Origin of the sequence: Aequorivita viscosa (genome assembly GCF_900106795.1) — a bacterium.
Classification (GTDB): domain Bacteria; phylum Bacteroidota; class Bacteroidia; order Flavobacteriales; family Flavobacteriaceae; genus Aequorivita; species Aequorivita viscosa.
In genome coordinates, this window is the sequence record NZ_FNNS01000013.1 from 83331 (window position 1) to 102451 (window position 19121).

Below are 19121 nucleotides of genomic sequence, written 5' to 3' on the forward strand. Positions count from 1 at the left end.
TAGTAACTTTGAACCGTCCCAATAAAGGACGGTTTTTTTATGGTTAATTTAAACGGAAATACATGTGAAGAATCAACTCCAATTCTCACATTAAGTAATCGCGGACTCAATTATGGCGATGCAGTTTTTGAAACTTTACGATATACAGCTGGAAAAATATTTTTCTGGGAAGACCATTACTTTAGACTTATGGCTTCTATGCGAATATTGCGCATGGAAATCCCGATGAACTTTACTATGGAATTTCTAGAATCGGAAATTGTAAAAACAATTGATGCTTCAGGAGATAAAAATGAATCACTTCGAATAAAACTTTTAGTCTGGCGTAAGGAAGGAGGAAAGTACACTCCTCAAACACGCGACATCGACTACGCAATTTCCATTGAAAAATTAGCTAATCCGTTTTATACTATAGAAGATACCTCCTGCGAAGTAGAACTTTTTAAAGATCATTTTGTAATTGCCGATTTACTTTCAACACTTAAATCAACCAACCGACTGGTGAATATTTTGGGTAGTATTTATGCACAGGAAAACGGGTACGCAAACTGTCTGTTGCTAAATGAGAAAAAACAAGTAATAGAAGCGCTTAATGGAAATATATTTTTGTTGAAGGGAAATACCGTAAAAACGCCACCACTTTCTGATGGTTGTTTAAATGGAATAACAAGAAAGCAATTGATAGAAATTATAAAAACAATTCCAGAATTTGTGTTTGAAGAAACTTCTATTTCGCCATTTGAATTGCAAAAAGCAGATGAGATTTTTGTTACGAATGTTATTTCAGGAATTATTCCAATAACCAAATATCGTAAAAAGGAATTTGGAAATAGTTTTGCCAAAATGATACTTCCAAAACTGAGTTTAAAGGGTAGGATGAGCTAGTTAAGTGCTGGATTTTCGGGAGCATTAGACCACAGTAGATAGTCGCCACCAAACTCCCGCATTTTTTCTTTCCAGAAATTGACATCTGTTTTGCCAATAATACTGTTGTGATAGGTATTGGGAGCAACAACCCAACTATTAATTTCCAATTCCTGTTCTAATTGATTGCTTTCCCAGCCTGAATACCCAAGAAAAAATCGAATCTGATCTTTTCTAAGCTTATTATCTTTTAATAAATCTAAAATAGCGCCAAAATCGCCACCCCAATATACACCATCGGAAATTTCTATGCTGTCTGGAATTATTTCAGGAATACAGTGGATAAAATACAGATTGTCTTGTTCAACTGGGCCTCCATTATATACAGGTAAATCGGAGCTTATTTCCGGTACAAAGTCTTTTAACTTATATGGAAGTGGTTTATTTAAGATAAAACCTACGGATCCACTCTTGTCGTATTCAGCTAAAAGCACGACAGAGCGATTAAAAGATACATCACCAATAATAGATGGTTCGGCAACCAATAAAAGTCCTTTTGCTGGGTTTAATATGGTCATAGTTTATTTTTGGTAAAATAAATCTAAGTAATAATTTTTTAATTGCCAAAAATTAAACCAATTGAAATTAAAATTGCTTTAAAAGTAATGAAACTTAAAAAGCAGTATTACAAATCTTGATTGACCGCAACACATCATAATGCTGTGAGTTGTGACATTATAACAACTTTTATATGTAGTCTCAAATAGTAAATACTTTTTTTATTCTGCGTTAATCACCGTAATCTGTGGGATATCTTTCGCATTCTCAGATTTTTGGTTCCCGCTGATCTCGCAGATACTCGCAGACTTTTTTACTTGTATGGCAAAAAGCGGATATACAATTACAAATCTAAATTATTGTGAATATAAAAAAAATCCCTCTTTTTTTGAAGAAGGATTTTTACAGTGTAAAATGTTGTCTACAATTAGTTTACGCTGCTTTGTAAATCCGACCCAGCTTTAAATTTTACCACATTTTTAGCGGCAATTTTAATAGTCTTACCAGTTTGAGGGTTTCTCCCTTCACGAGCGGCTCTTTTTGATACTGACCAAGATCCAAAGCCTACAAGAGATACTCTATTTCCGTTTTTCAGCGATCCTTCAACGTTGCCTAAGAAAGATTCTAATGCTTTCTTAGCAGCAGCTTTAGTAATTCCGGCATCAGCTGCCATTGCATCGATTAAATCTGATTTGTTCATAATTCTTTTAATTAAATTGTTGGTTAAACTTCGATTAATTGCTCTACAAATTTATAAGGATTATCCGTTCAAGCAAGAAAGGACGCACTAAATCGAGAATTTTGTTAATAACTTTGGCTATTTGTTAATAAACCTGACGCAATGATTGTGGTTTTAAGCCAAATCAATGCTGACAAGGGTTCACGATAGTTTGGCATCTACATCAAACGTATATCCATTTAAAAGTGAAGAAATGTCCATTTTGCGTTTTCCAGGCAACTGAATTTCTTTTAAATTAATATATCCGTCTTGGCAGGCTACTTTTAATTCCTTTTTTAAAATCTGAAGGCTTCCGGGCTCCAATTGATGTTTGTCTTTTTCAAATTGAGCAGAATATATTTTTGTCTTTAAATTCTCGTCTTTATTTTCAAGAATTGTCCAAGCTACAGGATATGGGGAGAGCCCTCTAATAAAAGCATCGATTGCTGCTCCGGGTTGCGACCAATCAATTCGAGTGTTCTCTGGTGTAAGTTTCGGTGCTTCTTTTAAGCTATCGTTTTGTGGTTGCGGAATTGGGTTAACCGCATCATTTTCTATTAACGATAATGTTTCAATTACAAGTTCGCTTCCTATTCCCATTAATTTGTCGTGAAGACTTCCAACGGTTTCTCTAGATTCAATAGCAACTTCTTTGTTTGCAATTATTGATCCTGTGTCTATTTTTTCATCGATAAAGAAGGTAGTAACTCCCGTTTTTTCCTCGTTATTAATAATAGCCCAATTTATCGGTGCTGCACCTCTATATTGTGGTAGAAGGGATGCGTGGAGATTAAATGTGCCGTATTCGGGCATTTGCCATACTACTTTAGGCAGCATTCTGAAAGCGACAACAACTTGAAGATTGGCATTCAAACCCTTCAGTTCTTTTAAAAACGTTTCGTCTTTTAAATTAGTTGGTTGTAATATTTTCAAATTCTGGGAAAGTGCGTATTCTTTTACTGCCGAAGCCATTAATTTACGTCCTCTTCCGGCAGGTCTGTCTGGTGCTGTAATTACACCCACAATATTCTTTCCTGAGTCTACAATTTGTTGTAAAACCCCAACTGCAAAATCAGGGGTTCCCATAAATATGATTCTTAAATCTTTTGACATTTTTACTATTTTAAATAAAACTGATTCTTCGGGGTAATTCCTATTCTTCCTGCATCCATTAAAAGCTTGATCACTTTCAATATGTTATCTTCAGAAAAATGAAGTCTTTCTGATATTTCTCTAGAAGTTAAATCCCTGCCTTCTAATAGCGCAAGAATTTGTTTGGCAACCTCTTTAACTTCATCTTTAGACAACTTTGTGGTTTTAGGTCTACAAACCGAACAAACTCCACACTTGGTTGCTGTAGTTTCGCCAAAATATGAAACTAATTGCATACTCCTACAGGTTTCAGTATTTTCAATATACTGTAACATGGAATTAACCTGAGCTTTTTTCTTATTATTCAATGTGGTTACTTCGCGCGAAACCACGTTTATCGTTTTATCATCTTCGCGAGGTAATAAAAAAGTTAGGGTAGCATCGGTTGTTTGTAGTGTTAACTCTAAAACTTGATCACGTTCCATTTTTTTTAGAATGGCAATCACTTTTTCAATAGACTGTCCAGTTTTGGCTACAACCAAATCAAGGTTTATGGCGGTAGGCATTTCAAAAATTCCGCCGTACATCCTCAAAATTGTCTTTCCAATTATTGAGGTGGCCATATCCCTTTCAAAATAATTCAGCAGTTTTTCTGAAGAAACCAAAAACTGTAACACAGATTTTCGTCCAAATTCTTGTGAAAGTTGGATGATTCCTAACCTGTCAAAGCTATTTAATGCGTTATACGCCAAAATAGGATTAAGGCTGTACGTGCTGCAAAATTCGGAAAAATTAAAATTGTGTTTGGTGAATTCTCCTTCGCCATACGGAATTTGGAAATAGTTATTTAGCGTGCGGTATATTTTTTTAAGTTCTGATGGATTTGGCAGCGATTCTACAAACTGCTTCTGCACATAGATTTTATCGTATTCATTATAAAGAAGAACCGCTACCGCTGGCGCTCCATCTCGACCTGCACGTCCCGCTTCTTGAAAATAACCTTCAATACTTTCTGGAATTTGAAGGTGAATTACAAAACGCACATCTGGATGATCTATTCCCATGCCAAACGCATTGGTAGCAACCATCGTCGAAACTTGTCCGTTGCGCCACGTTTTTAATTTTTCAGATTTTTCCTTTGCCGAAATACCGCCGTGATAATGCGTTGCTGAAATTCCTAAAATATTAAGTTGATCGCTTATTTCTACAGAGCTTTTCCTGCTACGTACATAAACAATTGCAGAGCCCGGATTGTTTTTAAGCAATTGTTCGGCTCTGTATAATTTATCATCTTCTTCGAAAACCTGGTAGGAAAGATTTTTTCGAACAAACGAATTTTTAAAAATAGCAGGAAGTTCGAGTTGCAATTCTGAGATAGTATCTTCCAAAACCTCTGTTGTCGCAGTAGCTGTGAGTGCGATAAAAGGAGTTACAGGTTGCAATTTGCGTAGAATAGTTATGTTTTTGTACGCAGGTCTAAAATCGTTTCCCCATTGCGAAATACAGTGTGCTTCATCTACGGCAATTAGATTAACCTTCATCTGCCGAATGTAGTTTTGAACTATTTCTTGCTGTAGCCTTTCTGGTGAAAGGTATAGGAATTTATAATTGCCATAAAGGGCGTTGTCTAAGGTAGCGTTCAAGTCGTTAAATGAAATTCCCCCCGTAATTTTTATGGCTTTAATTCCACGTTCTTTTAAAGCATTTACTTGATCGCTCATTAGGGCTACCAATGGCGAAACAACTATACAAATGCCATCCATTGCCAAGGCTGGCAATTGAAAACAGAGCGATTTTCCACCACCGGTTGGCAGTAGCGCGACAGTATCCTTTCCATTTAACACCGAGGTTATAATATCCTCCTGCAACGGCCTGAACGAAGAATACCCCCAATATTCGAGTAGGATGTCGCGGATCGGTTTCAATAGTCGGTTTTAAGTTTATCGAGGATGTATTGCACCCTGTCTTTTATAGTCCCAACAGGCACTTCATGAACGTGATATCCATATTCTTCATATCCTTTTTTAAGGTAGTCAAATATTTTTTCGGCCTGCTCAAACGATTCGTAGCGTTCGTTATCTTGTTGGTAAATATCTTCCCAAGGCGGCAATACGAAAATAGCATCGTATTTATGTTTTAAGCAAGGGGCCGAAAAGCTATCAGGATAAGTTATTTCGGCAAAATCCATATAAGCAGTAACGTCTGGCATGCCCCGGTCGTAGAAAAGTGTGGCAGAAGTACATTCTTCGCCTTGGTGAAATTGTTTTAATCTGCCTTCTAATAACTTCTCACTAAAGAGTAGGGGCTGTTCTAAAAATAATTGGTCAATGCCTTGTTCTTGAGCTTCCCGGGTAACATCCCTAGAAATTTCGTGCATTACAAAATGACCTTCCTGTTCAAGAAATTTGATTAATGCTGTTTTTCCCGAGCCTGGTCCTCCTGTGATTACGATTCGTTTTGTATGCAATGGTTTAAATTTTACGTATTCTAATTGGTTTAAAATAATTATAGTTTTCAGCTATAAAGAAGCTTAAAACAGATATTTGCAATGTCGATGATCACTGATATTTTAGCGCTGAAATACTTAAAACGAAATCAATATATTTTCTGAAAATGATTAAATAAAATAGGAAGCATATATTGATTTGAAAGCTGTTCTTTCAGTTATGTACAACCAGCCTTAATGCTTGTGGTCGTTAAAATATCGGTTCATAATTGAACGGTGTTGAAATTTCTACAAAGTAAGTAAATTAATATTGATGGTGAAAGTGTATATTTGTCGCTATAAAGTCAATGCCTTTAATGAAACATCCACGATTTTTTTATCCAAAGTGGATTGCATTTTCAAACTATTCATACTTATAAGTCTTTGAAGTAGTTTATTATAAACAAAGTCGAAGCAAGTCCTTTAAAAAACAAATATTTATAGACTGATGAAACAGGACAAAAAAACAAAAGAGTTTTACGAACGATTACAGAAACAATTAGAAGAAGACACCACGTGGCCTTCTCCATATTTATTTAAATTTATTGTGCCTGCTGAAAATGAAAAAATTGCCGAAATTCGGTCTATTTTTGATGATGTAGAAGCCGATATAATTACACGGGACTCTACCAAGGGAAATTACACAAGTGTTTCCGTTAGGGTCACCTTAGATTCTCCACAACAAGTCGTAAAAAAATATATTGAAGTTTCTAACGTTGAAGGCGTTATTTCCTTATAATTTTATTATTTTGCAGACGAAAGAAACTCTTGTCTTTCCTATTATTTAATCCCCCGAATAACTATAACATTTTGACACACGAAGTAGGACAATTTCAATATAATTTAGAATACAATACTGAACGCCCGCATCTTAACATTCCTGAATATGGTCGCCACATCCAAAAAATGGTGGATTACGCCGTTGGAATAGAAGATAGGCAGGAGCGTAACAAAACAGTTAAAGGTATAATCGCGGTAATGGGCAATCTAAACCCTCATTTACGCGACGTTCCAGATTTTCAGCACATGCTGTGGGATCAATTGTTCATAATTTCAGATTTTAACTTGGATGTTGATTCCCCGTTTCCAATTCCTTCTAAAGAGGAACTTATGGAACGTCCTGAACCATTAAAGTATCCACAAAACTATCCGAAATATCGTTTTTATGGCAATAACATAAAGCGAATGATCGATGTGGCAAACAGTTGGGAAGATGGCGATAAAAAAGATGGCTTAGTGCTTACTATTGCTAACCATATGAAAAAAAGCTTTCTTAATTGGAACAAGGATACGGTTGAAGACGATGTAATATTTAAGCATCTTTTTGAATTATCTGGTGGGAAAATTAACCTTATGAATGCTGATGAAGATTTGAGCGATGCCACAGATTTATTGAAGAGCAAAAAACGGTATGCTACCAGTTCATCAAAGAAAAGCAACAAATCATCTAGCAATCGTAATCGCAAACGCTACTAACGACATTTTTTAATATTTATGGGAACATTTCAAATTGAAGGAGGACATAGCCTGAAAGGCGAAATTATACCTCAAGGAGCCAAAAATGAAGCACTGCAAATTCTGTGCGCAGTATTATTGACTTCAGAGAAAGTTATAATCGAGAATATTCCTGATATTGTTGATGTAAATAAACTTATTACAATTCTTGAAAACTTAGGCGTAAAAATTCAGAAACAAGCAAAGGGAACGTTTTCTTTTATTGCTGACGATATTAATCTGAGCTATCTCGAATCTGATTTATTTAAAGAAGAGGGAAGTTCACTTCGAGGTTCTATCATGATTGTAGGGCCCTTATTGGCGCGTTTTGGTAAAGGTTATATCCCAAGACCTGGAGGAGACAAAATTGGTCGCAGAAGATTAGATACCCATTTTCAAGGTTTTATAAATCTTGGTGCCGAATTTAGATATAATAGAGAAGAGCGATTCTACGGTGTTGAAGCCCCAGAAGGACTAAAAGGCGCGTATATGCTTCTTGACCAAGCTTCTGTTACAGGAACGGCAAACATTATTATGGCTGCCGTTTTGGCTAAAGGAACGACAACTATTTACAACGCTGCGTGCGAACCGTATATTCAACAACTATGTAAAATGTTGAATTCAATGGGAGCAAACATTAGTGGTGTTGGCTCTAATTTATTGGTTATAGAGGGAGTTACATCGCTTAATGGATGTAACCATCGCGTACTGCCCGATATGATTGAAATAGGAAGTTGGATTGGTTTGGCGGCAATGACCCGCAGTGAATTAACCATTAAAGATGTAAGTTGGGAAAACTTAGGAATTATTCCTGAAACCTTTAGGAAATTAGGAATTACATTAAATAAAGTTGGAGACGACATTCATATTCCCGCTCAAGAGGAATACGAAATACAAGGGTATATAGATGGCTCTATTTTAACTGTTGCCGATGCACCGTGGCCAGGATTTACGCCAGACCTTCTTAGTATTGTTTTAGTTATGTGTACTCAAGCAAAAGGAAGTGTACTTATTCACCAAAAAATGTTTGAAAGCCGATTGTTTTTTGTTGATAAACTGATTGATATGGGCGCCAAGATTATTCTTTGCGATCCGCATAGAGCAACAGTAATTGGGCATAATTTTAAATCAAGTTTGCGAGCTACAACGATGGTTTCTCCAGATATTCGAGCAGGAATTTCTTTATTAATAGCGGCACTTTCTGCTGAAGGGAATAGTACCATTCACAATATTGAACAAATTGATAGGGGCTATGAAAACATTGTAGAACGATTACAAGCTATAGGTGCTAAAATAACTAGGACAGATTCTTAAACCGCTTTATATCTTTCGGTTCTTATTAATTTCGTCTTGAAGCTTTCTTCTAAGCTTTTGCTCTCGCTCCAAGCTTTTACGACGATGATCCTCTAATTCTATCTCTATTTCAGCCATTTTTAGTTGGGCTGCTTTAGTGACCTTATGACTGTTTAAAAACCTGTAGAATAGAAATCCACCTACAAAAAACAACAAAATAATTACTCCCCACATTATGGCATTATAGGTTGATTTTGAAGTAAGAACACCAAAAAGCTCAATACCATCTTCTTTTTGTTTTGACTCGGCGAGTTGTTCTTGTGTGGTTTTTAAACTTTTGCTCAAGGAGTCAATTTCAGATTTTTGGGCTTCTAAATCATTTTGTTGAGTAGCTATTTGTTTTTCTAAAGTTGCCACAGAATCTAGAACACTACGCTTTAAGTTAGCCAGTTGCGATTTTTTAATAACCTTATATTCCTGATAACTATTGCTCTTCTCGAATGCTTCAATCATCTGATTATTAAGCGTGTTTTTATGAACTTGAACTGAGTCCTGAGCACTAAGATGAACGGAAAATAAAAACAAAAAAGGCAAGACAAGAATTAATAACTTCTTCATGATATAATTTTCTGGGCATTTGTATTTACAAGAGTAGCAAAATTGTATATGATGGCATAAAAAAACACATTATTTGCATTTATTTTAACACCATTTCTTTCAGAAATACTTGAACTTAGCTTACTGCAGCTTTATAAACACGTAAGCAACGTTCGCGGGCTTCTTTATGGTCGACTATTTTTTCAGGATAGCTTTTGGTGCCATATTCGGGAATCCATTTTTTTATGTACTCGTGTTGTTTATCAAACTTTTCAATTTGCGTGGTAGGATTAAATATTCTAAAGTACGGTGCTGCATCAACACCACTTCCTGCTGCCCATTGCCAGTTGCCCACATTGCTTGCCATTTCATAATCCAGAAGTTTCTCTGCGAAATAGGCTTCACCCCAACGCCAATCTATTAAAAGATGTTTGCATAAAAAGCTTGCCACCAACATCCTAACGCGATTATGCATATAACCCGTAGTGTTTAATTGACGCATCCCTGCATCGACAAGGGGATAGCCGGTTTTTCCTTGTTTCCACTTTTCAAATTCGGTTTCATTATTGCGCCATTCAATCCGATCGTATTTCTTCTTAAAAGCATTTTCTGCGGTTTCAGGGAAATGCCATAATATTTGCATAAAAAACTCCCTCCAAATAAGTTCTTGCCAAAAAGTTTCATTGTTTTCTGATATCGCTTTCTTTATAATTTTACGAATGCTCACAGTTCCAAAACGAAGGTGAGGTCCAAGGTGTGAAGTCGCATCTTGTGCAGGAAAATTTCGTTTCTCCTCGTATTCTTGAATTGTAGTAGGTGTAACGTCGTAGTCTGGAATGTTTATTTTTGATTTCTTAAAACCAAAATCGGATAGCGAAAGGTTTGGAAGTCGTGAATTTTGATATAAATTCCCTAAAAATTCTTTAGTATAAAATATTTTTCCTTTATACCCATCACGAAATTTTTCTTTCCAAATTTTCATATAAGGAGTATACACAACATACGGGTCTCCATCCTTTTTAACGACTTCATCTTTTTCAAAAATAACTTGATCTTTATAGGTGTAAAATCCGATAGATTTTTCGGAAAGTATTTTTTCTATCTGTTTATCCCTTTTTATGGCATAAGGCTCGTAATCGTGATTTGTAATTACATTTTGAACATCGAAATCGAAAATAATATTTTGAAAAACATCTTTTGGCTTTCCGTGATATATTGCGATGCTGCTTCCGTTGTCTTGCAGCTCATTTCGCATTTTTTGTAACGTTTCAAAAATGAAAGTCACACGTGCATCATCTTCTGGGAGTTCATTTACTATTTCAGAATCAAATATAAAAATGGGAAGTACTGGAAATTTTCCGTGAAGGGCTTTATAAAAACCTACATTGTCATCTAGTCGCAAATCTCTTCGAAACCAGAATACATTTACTTTTTTCTCCAAAACTAGTTAATATTTAAAGTTGATAATCCACCGTCGACTCCAAAAACCTGACCTGTAATCCATTTAGATTCGTCACTGAGCAGAAATGTTGCCATTGCAGCAATATCATCTGTACTTCCTACTTTTTTTAAAGGATGTCTTTGGGCCATTTTTTCTTTTTTGGTTTCAGAATTCAAAAGTTTTTCGGCCAATGGCGAATCTGTTAAAGAAGGTGCAATAACATTTACTCTAAAGTTGGGCGCATATTCTGCTGCCAGCGCTTTTGCAAAACCTTCGATAGCACCTTTGGAAGCTGCGATACTGGTATGAAAAGGCATTCCTACTTTAACCGCAACTGTACTGAAAAAAACTAGACTCGCCTGATTCGAATTTTGTAATTTTGGTAATAACCCTTGCACAATCCGAATTAAGGCGTGAAAATTGAGTTCCATATCTGCTTTAAAGACTTCTGAACTTGTTCTTTTAAAAGGTTTTAGATTAATGCTGCCGGGACAATATACCAAACCGTCAATTGTATCGGGCAAGTCAAGTGCTTCAATAGCGTCATTAAGAACATCGAAAGTGTGATAAACAAACCCTTTAGGCATGTTTTCATTACTTCTAGAAGCTATTATTACGTTGTGGTTGTCGATAAGTTTAGCTGCAATAGATGCCCCAATACCATATGAGCCACCTATTAAAAGTATGTTTTTTTTCATGTTAAAATCCTGAAATTACATAGCACCAAAAAGTTCCACTAGTTTATTTTTTCGATACTCAAAAATTTCATCGAGTTTTGGTTTTACCAGCAGCGGGTGTGCTAGTTCTCCAAGAAAGCCCAACGGAAGTTTGTAGTGTAGTAAATCTTCCATTTCAACTCCGCCGTCTATTTCTTTTAAAAAGTGCTTATGATGCCAAAGCGAATAAGGGCCAAAGCGCTGCTCGTCTACAAAATACTCTTGATAAACTGAATGCGTAATTTCGGTAACCCATTTGGTTTTGATTCCAAATAGTGGTGTTACAATATATTCTATAATTTGCCCAGCAAACATTGCACGGTCTGCACCAGATTGAATATGGAAGCCCATATAATCAGGTGTAATTACTTTTAGGTTCCTCGGATTTGAAAAAAAATCCCAAGCCTCATTTATTGAAATAGGTAAATGCTGCTTCGTATGCAGTGTATGTATGCTCATACAATTACTTTCTTTTTTTAAGGGAAAGCTTGCTATTCATTTGAAGAAGCCTATTTGTTAACATGTTTGGTGCTTTTTTTTGTTCCGTTGGACGAAACAATCGTTGTAAAATTCTTATCATAAATTTATCTTTGCTTAAAGATAGTTTGTTTTATGATAACTCAAAAAGTTTAAACGGAATAAATTTGATTTATATTGAAAATTGTTTCTTTTTGTCTTACATGAGTGCTGTACAGTGTAGTTTAACGGACTTTTTAAGATTTAATTAACGATTTAGAATTTCTCAAAGACTAACTTCGTATCCGAATTAAAAACACATAAATACTTATAAAATGAAAAAGATACTTATGCTTTTTGCGGCAATGACTTTCACAATTGGTCTACAGGCGCAAATCCAGACCCCACAGCCTAGTCCTTTCCAAAAAACGGAACAAAAAGTAGGACTTACAGATGTTACACTAGAGTATTCACGTCCGTCTATGCGAGGCAGGGCTTTATACGGAGATTTAGTTCCTTTTGACAAAATTTGGCGAACTGGAGCAAATATGAATACTAAAATTACGTTTAGTGATGAAGTTGAAATAGGCGGAACAGCGCTAAAAGCGGGGACCTATGCTATTTTCACAAAGCCAGGAGCTTCCAATTGGGAAGTGTATTTTTATACCGATTCGAACAATTGGGGAGAGCCTTCAGAATGGGATGATTCTAAGGTAGCTGCTAAGGTTACTGTGCCAGCACAACCAATGACCATGGAGGTTGAAACTTTTACAATTAGTTTTGACGATTTAAAGAATGATTCTGCAATTTTGGGTATCGTTTGGGGTAAAACGTATGTTGGAGTTCCAATTAAATTCATTACCGATAAAATTATGTCTTCTGCTATTGAACGCGTAATGAATGGTCCTACTTTTACCGACTATTACGCTGCTGCCGTATATTATTTTCAAGCAGATAAAGATATTAAACAAGCAAAAGAATGGATGGACAAAGCGATGGAACTAAATAAGAAGCCAGCGTTTTATCAAGTACGTCAGAAAGCTTTAATTTACGCCAAAGCAGGTGATAAAAAAGGGGCAATTGCTGCAGCAAAAGAATCATTAAGGTTATCTAAAGAAGCAGGAAATGACGACTATGTTGCCCTAAATACCAAAACATTAAAAGAATGGGGTGCAATGTAATGTTGTATAATGGTACCTCAAATATTTTGTAATCTTTAGGTTGAGGGTATAAGAAAAGGCTTCCAAGTTATTGGAGGCTTTTTTTGATTAAGAATTTTAAGGTAGTATTGAGACAATCTATTTAAACTGGAAATGAATATCGAATAATTGTACTTGTTTAGACTTCGGAAATCAACTAAAAATCGATTGTTTTACAAATGGCTTGTAAATCGCTTTAAAATGTACCAAAAATCAAATTCGATAATTAATTTGTTTTTATGTAATAAAAATGTGAGGTTTAGATTTATAATCATTTTAATTTTATATATATTTATCCGTTAACAAAAATCAATGTAACCAGCAATGAGCCAAGACGTATCCAAAATTCTAGAGACTAATAAGAGACAGAAGGAATTTTATAACTCTACAAGTAAGAAAAAGAAAAACCTTCCAACTAAAATCTGGTCAACTATAAGAAACGGATTACTTAGTGACTATAGAAAGAATTACGATTTGAAAGACAGGGTGTACGATGAGCACAAAATATGGTTTGGTGATTTAAAGGATAAAAAGGTTCTTGATTTAGGTTGCTTGCGTGGAAACGCATTATCTCTATATTTAGCTGAAAACGCTAAAGAATATATAGGTATAGACCTAAGTGATACGGCAATTGATGTGCTACAGAAGAATATTGAAAAAGCAAATTGCAAGAATGCTAAGGCGATTGCTGTAGATTTCCTGTCTCCGGAATTTTCCGAAAAAGACTTTGATTTAATCTATGCCTATGGTGTCCTCCATCACTTTGAGGACTTTGACTTATTAGTGAATAAATTAAATGAAAAACTAGCTCCAGGTGGCGTTATCATCTCTTATGATCCTCTTCAAACAAGCTTGCCTATAAAAATAATGAGGTCTCTGTATAGACCCTTCCAAAGTGATAAAGATTGGGAATGGCCATTTTCAAAACAAACGCTAAAAAAAATAGACTCATCTTTTGATATTGTTGAAAAGAGAGGGATGTTAGGAAAAAGTAAGTACGGAATTCCATTAAACTTTTTGCCACTCAGTAAAAGTTATAAAAGGAAAAAAGTGTCTAAGATGATCGAAAAGGACTGGAACGCCGATTCTTGGAAGGATATTCATAGTTGCATGCATCTTACCTTGAAACTACAAAAAAAGCCGAGTTAATGGCTTGTACCATAGGCTAAAGCACCGGGGTTAATGAGATAAAAGTCTTTGTTGGGATGTATCTCAAGTAAGTTTGTGATAAAACAATAATACACTTTTAAAGTATTTTTTTAAAAAACACAATCTAGCTATCGAGATATTAATTAAGGAATAAATATTTTATAAACTTGTAATATGCAGTCAATGTGATTATCAGACTATTTCAATTTTAGTCAAACGTTTTCAGTCATTTGGCAAAGAGTTCGTACATCTCTGTCGGACAATAATAATTTATAAAATAAGTTTATTTCTTCATCGGACTTATAATCTTCACATCTTGAAAAGCAATTGCCCCACGTATTACAGCTGATATAACGTCGTGGAGCGCATTGGTGATTTGCATTTTGAGTTCGCTTTTACTATAAATTAGGCTTACCTCTCTCGCAGGGGAAGGGTTTTTGAAATACCGTAGGTTCTTGATCTTCGTTGAAGCTATATCCAGCGTGTGTAAATAGGGTAGGAGTGTCATCCCCATGCCTTCGTCTGATAGTTTTACCAAGGTCTCGAAACTCCCGCTTTCCAATTGAAACTTGTCTTGTGTACTGTTTTTGCTAGCCTTGCAGATGTTTACAATGCCATCCCTAAAGCAATGCCCATCTTCCAAAAGTAATATGTCGTGTATATCCAGATCTTCCGATTCCAATTCCTTTTTGGAGTATAAACGATGACTTTCTGGAATATAACCCACAAATGGTTCGTAATAGAGGGGGCGCTCTGCAATTTTTTCTTGTTCTAAAGGCGTTGCGGCAATAGCTGCGTCTAGATAGCCCTCATTTATCTGCATGATTATTTCATCCGTGTTTAATTCCTCTATTCTAAGTTGTACTTTCGGATAACGGTTTGAAAATGTTTTTAGAAACATAGGCAGTAACGTTGGCATTACCGTAGGGATAATTCCTAGTTTAAACGCTCCGCCAATATAACCCTTCTCTTGATCTACAACATCCTGCATCCGTTCCGACTCGTTGACAATACTCCGAGCCTGCTCCACTATTTTTTTACCCACAGCGGTGAGTTCAATGGGTTTTTTACCTCTGTCAAAAATTAGAATGTCCAATTCCTGCTCCAGTTTCTGTATCTGCATACTCAATGTTGGCTGGGTAACAAAGGTTTTTTCAGCCGCTTTGGTAAAGTTTTGGTGTTCTGCTACAGCTAATACGTATTTGAGTTGAGTGATTGTCATTGTAAGTATTGTTTATGCAAAGATAGGGTTTGTATTGGGATTCTCTATTCGTAATAGTTGTTTCATAGAGAGGGGTGAAAATGAAATCGAAAACGAAAACGAAATCGAAATTGAAAACGAAAAAGGAGTGACCCCCGGCCCCTAAAAAGGTACTTCGGCTGCGCTCAGTATGACAAGGGATTGCGTCTGGGGTGTTATCTGTTGTCGGTTGTCTGTTGTTGGTTGTCGGTTGTTGGTTGTCGGTTGTCTGTTGTCTGTTGTCTGTTGTTGGTTGTCGGTTGTTGGTTGTCGGTTGTCTGTTGTTGGTTGTCTGTTGTCTGTTGTTGGTTGTCTGTTGTTGGTTGTCGGTTGTTGGTTGTTGGTTGTCGGTTGTCTGTTGTCTGTTGTTTTTAGATGCATTATTTGGTACTTCGTCTGCGCTCAGTATGAAAAGGGATTGCGTCTGGGGTGACAGTTTGAACCACGATTGTTTGATTCACGACAAATAAACTGAAGGTTTTTACCATATATTTTATCATCATTCACCACTTATTAATAATTGAATATTCGCTATTCTTCCAATTTCCAATTTCCAATCTCCAATCTCCAATCTCCAATCTCCAATCGTCAATCGTACATGACAAACCTGACAGGTCTCAAAGACCTGTCAGGTTTTAGACTTAGTCTTTTGGTACTTCGTCTGCGCTCAGTATGAAAAGGGATTGCGTCTGGGGTGATAGTTTGAACCACGATTGTTTGATTCTGGACAAATAAACTGAAGGTTTTTACCATATATTTTATCATCATTCACCACTTATTATTAGTTCAATATTCGTTATTCTTCCAATCTCCAATCTCAAATCTCCAATCGTAAATCTCCAATCTCCAATCTCCAATCGTAAATCGTCAATCGTACATGACAAACCTGACAGGTCTCAAAGACCTGTCAGGTTTTAAAGACCTGTCAGGTTTTAGACTTGGTCTTTGATTCGTATTAATAGCTATCACTTACTAAAAATTTTTTTAGCGCCTGTCAGCTTTGGGTGAACGGAATTTTGAAATATTTTAATCGGACACTATTGTTATGGAAACATATAAATTATAGCAGTCCCCGTGCTTTAATTTCCAAATACTTGTTGATTGTATTCACCGTGAGGTCTTGTGGCGAGGTTAGTACAGCTTGAATACCCCGTTGTTGTAGTTCGCGTACCATTAGCTTTTTATCGAGCTCAAACTGCTGGGCAATGGTTTGGTCTGTAATTTCAGAAATGGTTTTGGCTTCAGAGTCAATCAACCTTTTTAATTCTATGTTTTCAAAAAATATTACAACCAAGACATGTTTTTTTGCAATCGCTTGTAGATAGGGTAGTTGTCTGTGAAGTGCAGAAATATGTTCAAAATTGGTATAAAGCATGAGCAAGCTCCGTTGTGGAATCCTTCTTTTTGCTACAGCCTGCAACATCCCGTAATCGGCATCGAGAAAATTGGTGTCAATATTATAGAGTGTTTCTAGAATTAGGTTTAAATACGTTTTTTTCGCCTGAGCAGGGAGGAAGTTACCTTGTTTGTTAGAAAAATCCAAGAGGCCTACTTTGTCGTTCTTTTTCAAGGCAATATTTGAAAAAGCAAGGGAACTGTTTATTGCATAATCTAGAAGACTTAAGCCATCGAACGGCATTTTCATACCCCTGCTCGTGTCTATTATTGAATAGACAGGTTGCATTTTTTCGTCCTGATATTGATTGACCATCAGGCGCGCATGTTTTCCAGTGGCTTTCCAGTTTACGGTGCGTACGTCATCGCCAATAACATATTCCTTGATTTGCTCAAATTCCATCGTATGACCTATTTTCCGAATTTTCCGAAGTCCACTATGCGACAACCGATTGTCAATGGATAGGAAATCGTATTTTTTCATTTGAATAAACGAAGGATACACCTTAACCATTTGTTCATTATTGAAGGTATACCGTCTTTGAATCAAACCGATTGCTGAAGAAACGTAACAATTTACATTACCAAATATATATTCGCCTCTTGCTACTGGTCTCACTTCATAAGTAAAAGTGTTATTATCATTTTCTGAAATAGATAGATTTTTTAGAAAATCCCTTTTTTGAAACTGTACAGGCAATTCGTCTATAATTCCAACCCGGATTTTAAATGCGTATTGATTTTGTAGTACTATGGAAACGGAATTTAAATCGCTATTTGAGAATTTTTCAGGTACAATGCGTTCACCATTTAAGCCTTTTTTACGATAGAGCATGCTTATTTCCAAAAGCAAAAAGATTCCAAATCCTATTACTAAAATCCAAATAATTCCATACAACCATTGCCACCAGTATGATAATAGGAACAGTACGGATAGCGTGGCTATGGCGTAGAAGAACCGGGGGGTTAGGTAGAAGGATTTTAGGGACATTAGTTGTTTGTTTCGGGTTATAGGTTGCAGGTTATAGGTTGCGGGTTACAGGTTGCAAGTTATAGGTTACAGGTTTCATGTTACAGCTTATTAAAAAAATCAAAAGTTGTTAATCTCCAAGCATCAGCCTGTTACTCGGTTATTCGATATTCAAAATTCAATATTCGTTATTCTCCAATCTCTAATCGTCAATCATAAATCATAAATCATTATCAAGTTATCTTGGTATTTCAATGGCTTGTGAAATGATTTCAATTACAGTTTCGGGGGTCATTCCTTCCATTTCACGTTCTGGTGAAAGTATTATACGATGGCCAAGAACGGGTACCAACGTTTTCTTAACATCTTCCGGGGTAACAAAATCCCTGCCGTTAATGGCGGCAAATGCTTTGGAGGCGTTCATAATTGCTAGCGATGCACGTGGTGATCCCCCTAAAAATAAATGTGGATGATTTCTGGTTTTGTCCACCAATTGGGCGATATAGCCAAATATTTTATCTTCTATTAAAATGTCTTGTACCTGAGTTCGAAAAGTTTTTAAAGCTTCAGGGTTCATTATGGGCTCTAAGGCATTTTCGGGCACAATTTGCTTTCGGGTATGGTGTGTTTTTAGAATTTGAACTTCTTCTTCTAAGTTTGGATACCCAACTTTAATTTTAAACAGAAATCGATCCAATTGGGCTTCGGGCAGGGCATAGGTGCCTTCTTGCTCCACTGGGTTTTGTGTGGCCAATACAAAAAAAGGATACCCCATTTTATGGCAAATACCGTCCATGGTTACCTGCCGCTCTTCCATTACTTCAAAAAGCGCAGCTTGGGTTTTGGCTGGGGCGCGGTTAATTTCATCGATAAGGATTACGTTTGAAAAAACAGGGCCTTTTTTAAATTCGAATTCAGATGACTTCATATTTAGCACAGAAGTTCCTAATACATCACTTGGCATTAAATCGGGTGTAAATTGAATCCGACTGAAATCTGTTTTAAGTGTTTTTGCAAATAACTTTGCCGTAATAGTCTTTGCAACCCCAGGAACGCCTTCAATTAAAACGTGCCCGTTAGCCAGCAATCCCACAATAAGCAATTCAATAAAATCTTCTTGTCCAATAATTATTTTAGCAAGTTGAGCCTTAATACTATCCACCGCTTGTTTTAATTCTTCAAGTGGAATACGGGTATTAAAGCGTAAGTCGTCTTTATTGGTATTATTATTATTATTATTATTTGGGTTTTCCATCGGTTGTTGGGTTAATGTTGCGGGTTTCAGGTTACAAGTTACAAGTTGCAGGTTACAGGTTACAGGTTTCAGGTTTCAGGTTGAAAGTTACAAGTTTCAGGATATTAAAGACACTATCCCGCTAAGTGTGTAAGTTTAAAATAACAGGGGTTAGACTTTTTAAAGTCTGACCCTTTTTTCATAGATCGTTAGGAACTGA

At 36.1% G+C, this 19121-nt stretch carries 19 protein-coding genes; 6 read left to right on the forward strand and 13 right to left on the reverse strand.

Annotated elements, in window-relative coordinates; translation table 11 throughout:
* Window positions 1-39: 39 nt before the first annotated feature.
* Entirely contained in the window at window positions 40-885 is an 846-nt protein-coding gene (locus BLW28_RS09230) for an aminotransferase class IV (protein WP_073218030.1), read from the forward strand.
* Here the strand turns inward: BLW28_RS09230 and BLW28_RS09235 are convergent.
* The 5 genes from BLW28_RS09235 to BLW28_RS09255 form a co-directional block, all read right to left on the reverse strand.
* On the reverse strand, window positions 882-1442 hold the full coding sequence (locus tag BLW28_RS09235; RefSeq protein WP_073218027.1) for a YqgE/AlgH family protein: 561 nt from the start codon (window positions 1440-1442) through the stop codon (window positions 882-884). The genes BLW28_RS09230 and BLW28_RS09235 overlap by 4 nt on opposite strands.
* Window positions 1443-1849: 407 nt before the next feature.
* Window positions 1850-2122: an HU family DNA-binding protein gene (locus BLW28_RS09240; protein ID WP_073218024.1), complete on the reverse strand. Its 273-nt coding sequence runs from the start codon at window positions 2120-2122 to the stop codon at window positions 1850-1852.
* Between the two features lie 180 nt (window positions 2123-2302).
* Window positions 2303-3253, reverse strand: coding sequence for a methionyl-tRNA formyltransferase (gene fmt, locus BLW28_RS09245; RefSeq protein WP_073218022.1), 951 nt, complete (start codon window positions 3251-3253; stop codon window positions 2303-2305).
* 5 nt (window positions 3254-3258) lie between these two features.
* Complete coding sequence (locus tag BLW28_RS09250) at window positions 3259-5157, reverse strand: RecQ family ATP-dependent DNA helicase (protein WP_073218019.1); 1899 nt, start codon at window positions 5155-5157, stop codon at window positions 3259-3261.
* Window positions 5154-5699, reverse strand: a complete 546-nt coding sequence (locus BLW28_RS09255) for an AAA family ATPase (RefSeq protein ID WP_073218017.1) — start codon at window positions 5697-5699, stop codon at window positions 5154-5156. Before BLW28_RS09255 ends, BLW28_RS09250 begins: the two co-directional genes overlap by 4 nt.
* A 466-nt stretch (window positions 5700-6165) precedes the next feature.
* Between BLW28_RS09255 and BLW28_RS09260 the strand changes: the two genes are divergently transcribed.
* The 3 genes from BLW28_RS09260 to murA all read left to right on the forward strand — a co-directional run bounded on the left by BLW28_RS09260 (window position 6166) and on the right by murA (window position 8525).
* Window positions 6166-6456, forward strand: a complete 291-nt coding sequence (locus BLW28_RS09260; RefSeq protein ID WP_073218014.1) for a DUF493 family protein — start codon at window positions 6166-6168, stop codon at window positions 6454-6456.
* Window positions 6457-6527: 71 nt separating this feature from the next.
* Complete coding sequence (locus BLW28_RS09265) at window positions 6528-7193, forward strand: DUF4290 domain-containing protein (RefSeq protein WP_073218012.1); 666 nt, start codon at window positions 6528-6530, stop codon at window positions 7191-7193.
* Between the two features lie 18 nt (window positions 7194-7211).
* Complete coding sequence (murA, locus tag BLW28_RS09270) at window positions 7212-8525, forward strand: UDP-N-acetylglucosamine 1-carboxyvinyltransferase (RefSeq protein WP_073218009.1); 1314 nt, start codon at window positions 7212-7214, stop codon at window positions 8523-8525.
* A gap of 6 nt (window positions 8526-8531) precedes the next feature.
* Here the strand turns inward: murA and BLW28_RS09275 are convergent, their stop codons facing one another.
* The 4 genes from BLW28_RS09275 to BLW28_RS09290 all read right to left on the reverse strand — a co-directional run bounded on the left by BLW28_RS09275 (window position 8532) and on the right by BLW28_RS09290 (window position 11717).
* Complete coding sequence (locus tag BLW28_RS09275) at window positions 8532-9122, reverse strand: hypothetical protein (protein ID WP_073218006.1); 591 nt, start codon at window positions 9120-9122, stop codon at window positions 8532-8534.
* 115 nt (window positions 9123-9237) lie between these two features.
* On the reverse strand, window positions 9238-10542 hold the full coding sequence (locus BLW28_RS09280) for a cryptochrome/photolyase family protein (protein ID WP_073218004.1): 1305 nt from the start codon (window positions 10540-10542) through the stop codon (window positions 9238-9240).
* 2 nt (window positions 10543-10544) lie between these two features.
* The gene (locus BLW28_RS09285) at window positions 10545-11240 is read right to left on the reverse strand and encodes an SDR family NAD(P)-dependent oxidoreductase (protein WP_073218002.1); all 696 of its coding nucleotides are present in this window, start codon (window positions 11238-11240) and stop codon (window positions 10545-10547) included.
* A gap of 15 nt (window positions 11241-11255) precedes the next feature.
* Complete coding sequence (locus tag BLW28_RS09290; protein ID WP_073217999.1) at window positions 11256-11717, reverse strand: SRPBCC family protein; 462 nt, start codon at window positions 11715-11717, stop codon at window positions 11256-11258.
* Window positions 11718-12049: 332 nt separating this feature from the next.
* Between BLW28_RS09290 and BLW28_RS09295 the strand changes: the two genes are divergently transcribed.
* Both BLW28_RS09295 and BLW28_RS09300 read left to right on the forward strand, forming a co-directional pair.
* Complete coding sequence (locus BLW28_RS09295) at window positions 12050-12895, forward strand: DUF2911 domain-containing protein (protein WP_073217997.1); 846 nt, start codon at window positions 12050-12052, stop codon at window positions 12893-12895.
* Between the two features lie 342 nt (window positions 12896-13237).
* Window positions 13238-14062: a class I SAM-dependent methyltransferase gene (locus BLW28_RS09300; protein WP_073217995.1), complete on the forward strand. Its 825-nt coding sequence runs from the start codon at window positions 13238-13240 to the stop codon at window positions 14060-14062.
* A gap of 283 nt (window positions 14063-14345) precedes the next feature.
* Here BLW28_RS09300 and BLW28_RS09305 read toward each other — a convergent pair whose 3' ends face one another.
* The 4 genes from BLW28_RS09305 to BLW28_RS09320 form a co-directional block, all read right to left on the reverse strand.
* Window positions 14346-15284, reverse strand: coding sequence for a hydrogen peroxide-inducible genes activator (locus BLW28_RS09305; RefSeq protein WP_073217993.1), 939 nt, complete (start codon window positions 15282-15284; stop codon window positions 14346-14348).
* Between the two features lie 141 nt (window positions 15285-15425).
* On the reverse strand, window positions 15426-15683 hold the full coding sequence (locus BLW28_RS09310) for a hypothetical protein (protein WP_177165885.1): 258 nt from the start codon (window positions 15681-15683) through the stop codon (window positions 15426-15428).
* 679 nt (window positions 15684-16362) lie between these two features.
* Window positions 16363-17688, reverse strand: coding sequence for a DUF58 domain-containing protein (locus BLW28_RS09315; protein ID WP_073217987.1), 1326 nt, complete (start codon window positions 17686-17688; stop codon window positions 16363-16365).
* Between the two features lie 217 nt (window positions 17689-17905).
* Window positions 17906-18922, reverse strand: coding sequence for an AAA family ATPase (locus tag BLW28_RS09320; RefSeq protein WP_073217985.1), 1017 nt, complete (start codon window positions 18920-18922; stop codon window positions 17906-17908).
* Window positions 18923-19121 lie beyond the last annotated feature (199 nt).

What these genes read in the sequence shown, in the direction of transcription:
- BLW28_RS09240 (WP_073218024.1), bottom strand. Translation starts at nt 2,122, where the DNA reads ATGAACAAATCAGATTTAATCGATGCAATGGCAGCTGATGCCGGAATT.
- BLW28_RS09315 (WP_073217987.1), bottom strand. Translation starts at nt 17,688, where the DNA reads ATGTCCCTAAAATCCTTCTACCTAACCCCCCGGTTCTTCTACGCCATA.
- BLW28_RS09275 (WP_073218006.1), bottom strand. Translation starts at nt 9,122, where the DNA reads ATGAAGAAGTTATTAATTCTTGTCTTGCCTTTTTTGTTTTTATTTTCC.
- BLW28_RS09235 (WP_073218027.1), bottom strand. Translation starts at nt 1,442, where the DNA reads ATGACCATATTAAACCCAGCAAAAGGACTTTTATTGGTTGCCGAACCA.
- BLW28_RS09230 (WP_073218030.1), top strand. Translation starts at nt 40, where the DNA reads ATGGTTAATTTAAACGGAAATACATGTGAAGAATCAACTCCAATTCTC.
- BLW28_RS09290 (WP_073217999.1), bottom strand. Translation starts at nt 11,717, where the DNA reads ATGAGCATACATACACTGCATACGAAGCAGCATTTACCTATTTCAATA.
- BLW28_RS09260 (WP_073218014.1), top strand. Translation starts at nt 6,166, where the DNA reads ATGAAACAGGACAAAAAAACAAAAGAGTTTTACGAACGATTACAGAAA.
- BLW28_RS09285 (WP_073218002.1), bottom strand. Translation starts at nt 11,240, where the DNA reads ATGAAAAAAAACATACTTTTAATAGGTGGCTCATATGGTATTGGGGCA.
- BLW28_RS09305 (WP_073217993.1), bottom strand. Translation starts at nt 15,284, where the DNA reads ATGACAATCACTCAACTCAAATACGTATTAGCTGTAGCAGAACACCAA.
- BLW28_RS09320 (WP_073217985.1), bottom strand. Translation starts at nt 18,922, where the DNA reads ATGGAAAACCCAAATAATAATAATAATAATAATACCAATAAAGACGAC.
- murA (WP_073218009.1), top strand. Translation starts at nt 7,212, where the DNA reads ATGGGAACATTTCAAATTGAAGGAGGACATAGCCTGAAAGGCGAAATT.
- fmt (WP_073218022.1), bottom strand. Translation starts at nt 3,253, where the DNA reads ATGTCAAAAGATTTAAGAATCATATTTATGGGAACCCCTGATTTTGCA.
- BLW28_RS09295 (WP_073217997.1), top strand. Translation starts at nt 12,050, where the DNA reads ATGAAAAAGATACTTATGCTTTTTGCGGCAATGACTTTCACAATTGGT.
- BLW28_RS09310 (WP_177165885.1), bottom strand. Translation starts at nt 15,683, where the DNA reads ATGCATCTAAAAACAACAGACAACAGACAACCGACAACCAACAACCAA.
- BLW28_RS09300 (WP_073217995.1), top strand. Translation starts at nt 13,238, where the DNA reads ATGAGCCAAGACGTATCCAAAATTCTAGAGACTAATAAGAGACAGAAG.